This window comes from Lysinibacillus sp. 10T31, assembly GCF_056394365.1.
In genome coordinates this window covers 1-6,230 of sequence record NZ_JBFTHS010000103.1, presented here as the reverse complement: position 1 = coordinate 6,230, position 6,230 = coordinate 1, and the positions used below count along the sequence as shown (strand labels likewise).

Sequence of the window (6,230 nt, the reverse complement as noted above, 5' to 3'; positions counted from 1 at the left end):
AACCTTCTGATCCGTAGTCAGACGCTCTATCCAATTGAGCTACGGGCGCTAATTATTAAAATAAAAAATGGTGCCGAGGGCCGGAATCGAACCGGCACGGTAGTCACCTACCGCAGGATTTTAAGTCCTGTGCGTCTGCCAGTTCCGCCACCCCGGCACATTTGGAGCGGAAGACGAGGTTCGAACTCGCGACCCCCACCTTGGCAAGGTGGTGTTCTACCACTGAACTACTTCCGCATGTGCATAAGATTTATTTATCCTGGCAATTATGAAATTTWAAARAATGGTGCGGGTGAAGGGAGTCGAACCCCCACGCCTTGCGGCGCTAGATCCTAAGTCTAGTGCGTCTGCCAATTCCGCCACACCCGCATATTTTGTTGGCAATWTAAATGGTGAGCCATGAAGGACTCGAACCTTCGACCCTCTGATTAAAAGTCAGATGCTCTACCAACTGAGCTAATGGCTCAAAACTATGGTGCCGGCTATAGGAATCGAACCCACGACCTACTGATTACAAGTCAGTTGCTCTACCTGCTGAGCTAAACCGGCATATGGTGGAGGATGACGGGCTCGAACCGCCGACCCTCTGCTTGTAAGGCAGATGCTCTCCCAGCTGAGCTAATCCTCCTGGGTATTATGCCTAGCGACGTCCTACTCTCACAGGGGGAAGCCCCCAACTACCATCGGCGCTAAAGAGCTTAACTTCCGTGTTCGGTATGGGAACGGGTGTGACCTCTTTGCCATCATCACTAGACTATTAACAGCTTTCAATATACGTTGTATTTTGAAACTCTTATGTATTTCGTTTTGAAGTTTATTACCTGTCCTTCAAGACAAGAATTATTGTATAACGTTTTCTCACATTGTGCAATACTTTTTTATAAAAAAAAGAAATTATTACTTTATGGAGATATTTTTGTCATGTAAGAGAAATTATTAATCTGCTATTTATTATAGCAATTGTTCAATTAAAAGAAAACAATTAATTTATCAGATAGATTTAATAACTATTTTTATTCATTTTATTTAATTAAAAGATGCTGATTTTCGCTACAAGCTAACTCCTTCCTATGAGTAAACATTTAAGCCTTGTTATTTTCCCGCGAAAATCTTTACTCTGTGACAAAAATACTCGAGTAGTCCTTCGCTCCAATCAGCAATAAAAATGGTGCAAAAAATCTTTTTATAATCATTAACATGCTTGTTAATTTATAATTTCAATATTGTTTATTAAGATTTTCATTTTATCCTTCAGAGAAACATTATATTGCGGAAAGTGCCATTTGTAATCGATCAATTTCTTCTAATCTTGTTGCTGGACCAAAAGATATTCTAAAAAATTGCCGTGCCGCTTCTATAGAATAGCCCATTGATAAAATCGCCTTCGTACCAGATTCACTATGAATATCACAGGCACTTCCTGTGGAAATACATATCCCCGCTTCATTTAATTTTAACAAAACGTATTGCCCCTCTACCCTTTTCATCAATACCCCACAAATATTAGGCAATTGCTCCTGACACTCAATTATCTGACACGTTTCCGGTACATTTTTCTGAAAGTATTGGCGTAATGCTTCATAATGCTGCCGCTCATATTGATAATCTTCAATCGCCGTAGCAAAAGCGACAATAGCTGGAGTATCTAGCGTTCCTCCCCTTAGCCCACGCTCATGCGTGACACCTGGTGCTAATGCAGGAACACGGAGCTTAGGATTAATATATATAGCTCCACATCCTTTTGGACCACCTATTTTATGGGCTGAAACAGTAATAGCATCTACTTTCTGCTTTAACGGAAGTTTACAGAAGGACTGTACACAATCGACATGCAAGAGAACGTTTGATTGTTTTGCAATCTCGGCAATTTCTTCAATAGGTTGAATAGAGCCTATCTCTGAATTTACATGTTGGATAGTGATTAAAGCCGTATCTTCTTGTATTGCATCTCGCAGTTGTTCTACATGAATACAACCATCTTGCTGTAAAGGTAACTTCGTGACCACAAATCCGATTTTTTCAAGTGTATTTAAAGCTGCATGTACAGATGTGTGTTCAGCTTGTGATGAAATAATATGCTTGCCTTTATTTGCTGCCAAAGCTAACGACAAAATCGCAATTAAATTGCCCTCAGTTCCGCTTCCAGTAAAAATTACACCGTCACTGTTTACTCCAAGAGATTTTGCTACGACAGCTCTTGCCTGTTCAACAAAATAATGTGCCTGCCCTCCTTGATCATGCAAGCTTGCACTATTTCCGTAATACTGCTTTGCTACCTCACAATATGCTTTAAGAGCTTTTGGAGTCATTGGAGAGGTTGCAGCGTAATCCAAATAAATCATCTTATTCTTCCTTTCTAGTCTATCAGGTCTTGTTTTCTCTTTTATTTTATGTAAAGATATGTGTCAAGACAACTGTAAAGAAGGTATATGTATGGATGTAATGACAGATGTACTTATTATTGGTAGCGGTGTCGCTGCACTTCAAACTGCTCGACTTCTCGAAGGACATTTTCAAGTTCAGATAGTTACAAAATGTTCCGTTAAAATGAGTAGTTCTTATCGTGCTCAAGGCGGTATTGCTGCCGTTACAAGTCAAGAAGATCATCCAAAGTTTCACATTGCTGATACATTGACTGCTGGTGAATATCATCATGAAAGAAGCAATGTTGAAGTTCTAATAGAAAACGGCACAGAAATTATGCACGATTTATTAAATGAGGGCTTTCCAGTTGATCGACAATATGATGGATCCCCGGCTCTAGGCCTTGAGGGGGCACATAGTCATCACCGTATTTTACATGCAGGTGGTGATCGTACTGGCCAAGTAATGATAGATTATTTGCTCAATCAACTTACCTCTAATATCGTTGTGAATTGCTATGAAATGGCTTACGAGCTTTTATTAAATACAGATGGAGATTGTGTTGGCGTTCTGACAAAGGGACCAGGTGGAACGAAGCGCTACCTTGCCCACCACGTCATTCTCGCGACAGGAGGTGCGGGTGCTATTTATTCTTGTACGTCTAACTTTGCTACAAATACTGGAGATGGTATCGCTTTAGCATATCGTGCAGGAGCTGCCATCAGTGATATGGAATTTATGCAATTTCATCCGAGCTTACTTTGGTGTGGAGGGCAGGCCAAAGGATTGGTCTCTGAAGCTGTGCGCGGCGCTGGGGGAAAGTTTGTCGATGCACAGCGTCATCCCATAATGAAAGGCATCCATGAACAGTTGGATTTAGCACCACGCCATGTTACTGCACATGCATTATTTAATAAACGTGCTGCGGGGCAGGAAACCTTTATTGATATTTCAAATATCGAACACTTTGGAGAAAAATTCCCTACGATTGCTCAGCTTTGCTATGACAATCATGTTAATTTACAAGATGGCTTAATTCCTGTAGTACCAGGTAGCCATTTCTTAATGGGTGGTGTTGTTGCTGATGACTTGGGAAGAACATCTATTCCTAATCTATATGCAATTGGAGAAGTTGCTTGTACAGGGGTGCATGGTGCCAACCGTTTAGCTAGTAACTCTCTTTTAGAAGGAATTACGTTTGGACAAAGAACAGCCAAATACATTATTCAAACAGGTTGTAAGCAAGATAGTTTCTTAATTGATGACAATCATCGCCAACAAACAATGCCATCATTATTTACAAAAGATCAATTACGACAACTGATGATGCACACATTAGGCATTGTGCGAAATCCTATCGAGATGGAACAATTCGTACAACAATTGCCCTCAATGCAAACACTTCTGCATGTTAATTTAGATGGCTTGAATCGACAGGAACTTGAACTTTACATGATGCATATTGTCGCTACATTAATGGTACAAGCAGCTATTACACGAAAAGAAACTCGCGGAGCACATATTCGCATTGACAGACCACACAATGATCATCAGTGGGCAAACCGATGGATCATTTTTCAACAAGGACAGATGAAAGTGAGGAATTCATTATATGAATATCATCAAACTCGAGGAATTGCTAAAACAATTTTTTAATGAGGATATAGGCGATGGGGATTTATCGAGTGAATTTATTTTTTCTCCAGAACAGCAGGGAACTTTTTCTTTTTATGCGAAGGAAAGCGGCATTTTTTGTGGAGCCCCCATCATTAAGCATGGATTTTTTCTACTTGATCGATCTATGGATATTATCCTTTATAGAAAAGATGGTGAAAAAGTTAATGCTGGTGATATTCTTGCTGTTATCCAAGGACCTCTCCAAAAGTTATTAATGGGTGAGCGTGTAATTTTGAATCTTATCCAGCGTATGTCAGCTATTGCTACAGCTACAAATTTAGCGGTACGAGAAACAGCAGGTACTAATGCTAAAATTTGCGATACACGCAAAACAATGCCTGGAATGCGTATGTTAGATAAATATGCTGTTAGAATCGGTGGCGCCTATAACCATCGCAATGGTTTATACGATGCGATAATGCTAAAGGATAATCATATTGCTTTTGCAGGTAGTATTACTAAGGCCGTACAGGCAGCCCGTGAGAAAATCGGTCACACCATTAAAATCGAAGTCGAAATCGAAACAAAAGCACAATTAGAAGAAGCAATTGCTGCCGGTGCAGATATCATTATGTTTGATAATCGTAGCTCCGAAGAAATACGTGAATGGCTTCCAGCAGTTCCTCCACATATTGCTACAGAAGCTTCAGGCGGCATTTCGCTTCATAACTTAAATACCTATGCTGAAACTGGTATTCAATGGATATCACTCGGAGCGCTAACACATTCAGTAAAAGCCTTTGACATTAGTGCACTTGTACAAACGAAAGGAGCTAATTCCATTGTCCATCACTAGTTTATTACAACAAACGTCACTACTACCAGAGCATTATCGTGCATTATCTAAAAATGACATGGAATCTCGTATTCTAGCCATAAAAAAGAAATTAGGTAGTAAGCTCTTCATCCCTGGGCATCATTATCAAAAAGATGAAGTAATTCAATTTGCAGATGTAACAGGGGATTCCTTGCAGCTTGCCCAATTATCAGCAGCTAACAAGGAAGCTGAACATATAGTATTTTGTGGCGTACACTTTATGGCGGAAACAGCTGATATGCTTACAACTGAACAGCAGCATGTTTATTTACCTGATATGCGTGCAGGCTGTTCAATGGCAGACATGGCAGACATTTATCAAACAGAACAAGCATGGCCGATTTTACAGAAACTCTTTGGCGATACCATTATCCCTCTAACATATGTCAATTCTACTGCTGCCATTAAAGCATTTACTGGACGTCATGGTGGAGCCTGCGTAACATCGTCCAATGCAAAAGAAATGGTTAAATGGGCATTTACGCAAAAACCACGTATTTTCTTTTTACCAGATCAACATTTAGGTAGAAATACTGCCTACGATTTAGGAATACCGCTTGAAAATATGGCCGTTTGGAATCCTCATACAAACATGCTTGAGACAGATCAGTCTCCGGAAAACATTCAAGTCATCTTATGGAAGGGACACTGCTCCGTCCACGAAGGTTTTACAGTTCAGCATACGGAGCTTATACGTCAAGTTCATCCAACTATGCGTATCATTGTTCATCCTGAGTGTTGTCGCGAAGTTGTTGCCGCTGCAGATGATGCAGGTTCTACAAAATACATTATCGATACGATTAATAAGGCACCGAGTGGTTCGGCATGGGCAATCGGTACTGAAATGAATCTTGTGAATCGGATTATCAAGCAGCACCCTGATAAGCAGATTATCTCTTTAAATGAGAATTTCTGTCCTTGTCTTACAATGAATCGAATTGATCTTCCCCATCTACTTTGGTCCTTAGAAAGTATAGAAAAAGGGCAGCCACATAATCGTATTCGAGTAGATGCTCACACAGCTGAAGAAGCACGTAGCTCACTTGAAAGGATGCTTTTTAGAGCATAAATAGCAAAACGTCTACTCATTTCTGGTAGACGTTTTGTCTTATCGTTACTGATCTTCTACGTAAGCATGTTGTGATATTCATTAACCTTAGAATCTTAAAAACTATTCTTATACAAAAAAATGCAGTAGATGTAAATTACATCTACTGCATTTCAGTATGACCCGTACGGGATTCGAACCCGTGTTACCGCCGTGAAAGGGCGGTGTCTTAACCACTTGACCAACGGGCCAATGGCGGAGAAGGAGGGATTTGAACCCTCGCGCCGGTTACCCGACCTACACCCTTAGCAGGGGCTCCTCTTC

The 6,230-nt window shown here is 40.4% G+C and carries 4 protein-coding genes, 7 tRNA genes and 1 rRNA gene; 3 read left to right on the top strand and 9 right to left on the bottom strand.

Annotated elements, in window-relative coordinates; translation table 11 throughout:
- Positions 1–68: 68 nt before the first annotated feature.
- From AC1DCY_RS26655 to AC1DCY_RS26620, 8 genes are all read right to left on the bottom strand, one after another.
- Positions 69–157, bottom strand: a tRNA-Leu gene (locus tag AC1DCY_RS26655).
- A gap of 5 nt (positions 158–162) precedes the next feature.
- Positions 163–237: transfer RNA gene (locus AC1DCY_RS26650), tRNA-Gly, on the bottom strand.
- Between the two features lie 47 nt (positions 238–284).
- Positions 285–369, bottom strand: a tRNA-Leu gene (locus AC1DCY_RS26645).
- Positions 370–390: 21 nt separating this feature from the next.
- Positions 391–466, bottom strand: a tRNA-Lys gene (locus AC1DCY_RS26640).
- 7 nt (positions 467–473) lie between these two features.
- A tRNA-Thr gene (locus AC1DCY_RS26635) sits at positions 474–549 on the bottom strand.
- Between the two features lie 3 nt (positions 550–552).
- Positions 553–628 (bottom strand) — tRNA-Val (locus AC1DCY_RS26630).
- Positions 629–638: 10 nt separating this feature from the next.
- Positions 639–754 (bottom strand): 5S ribosomal RNA (gene rrf, locus AC1DCY_RS26625).
- A 508-nt stretch (positions 755–1,262) separates the two neighbouring features.
- Positions 1,263–2,342 carry a cysteine desulfurase family protein gene (locus tag AC1DCY_RS26620; RefSeq protein WP_477355551.1) on the bottom strand — a complete coding sequence of 360 codons (1,080 nt, stop codon included), beginning with the start codon at positions 2,340–2,342 and terminating at the stop codon, positions 1,263–1,265.
- Positions 2,343–2,433: 91 nt separating this feature from the next.
- Between AC1DCY_RS26620 and nadB the strand changes: the two genes are divergently transcribed.
- From nadB to nadA, 3 genes are read left to right on the top strand one after another with little or no spacing between them, the layout of a single operon-like run.
- Complete coding sequence (nadB, locus tag AC1DCY_RS26615; RefSeq protein ID WP_477355549.1) at positions 2,434–4,020, top strand: L-aspartate oxidase; 1,587 nt, start codon at positions 2,434–2,436, stop codon at positions 4,018–4,020.
- On the top strand, positions 3,977–4,837 hold the full coding sequence (nadC, locus tag AC1DCY_RS26610; protein ID WP_477355546.1) for a carboxylating nicotinate-nucleotide diphosphorylase: 861 nt from the start codon (positions 3,977–3,979) through the stop codon (positions 4,835–4,837). Before nadB ends, nadC begins: the two co-directional genes overlap by 44 nt.
- Positions 4,824–5,927: a quinolinate synthase NadA gene (gene nadA / locus AC1DCY_RS26605; protein WP_477355544.1), complete on the top strand. Its 1,104-nt coding sequence runs from the start codon at positions 4,824–4,826 to the stop codon at positions 5,925–5,927. The genes nadC and nadA overlap by 14 nt, the downstream gene beginning before the upstream one ends.
- Before the next feature lie 158 nt (positions 5,928–6,085).
- Here the strand turns inward: nadA and AC1DCY_RS26600 are convergent.
- A tRNA-Glu gene (locus tag AC1DCY_RS26600) sits at positions 6,086–6,157 on the bottom strand.
- Positions 6,158–6,230: the final 73 nt, after the last annotated feature.

Bases quoted from the DNA above. Each gene is read 5' to 3' on its own strand.
- nadB (WP_477355549.1), top strand. From the start codon at position 2,434: ATGGATGTAATGACAGATGTACTTATTATTGGTAGCGGTGTCGCTGCA.
- nadC (WP_477355546.1), top strand. From the start codon at position 3,977: ATGAATATCATCAAACTCGAGGAATTGCTAAAACAATTTTTTAATGAG.
- AC1DCY_RS26620 (WP_477355551.1), bottom strand. From the start codon at position 2,342: ATGATTTATTTGGATTACGCTGCAACCTCTCCAATGACTCCAAAAGCT.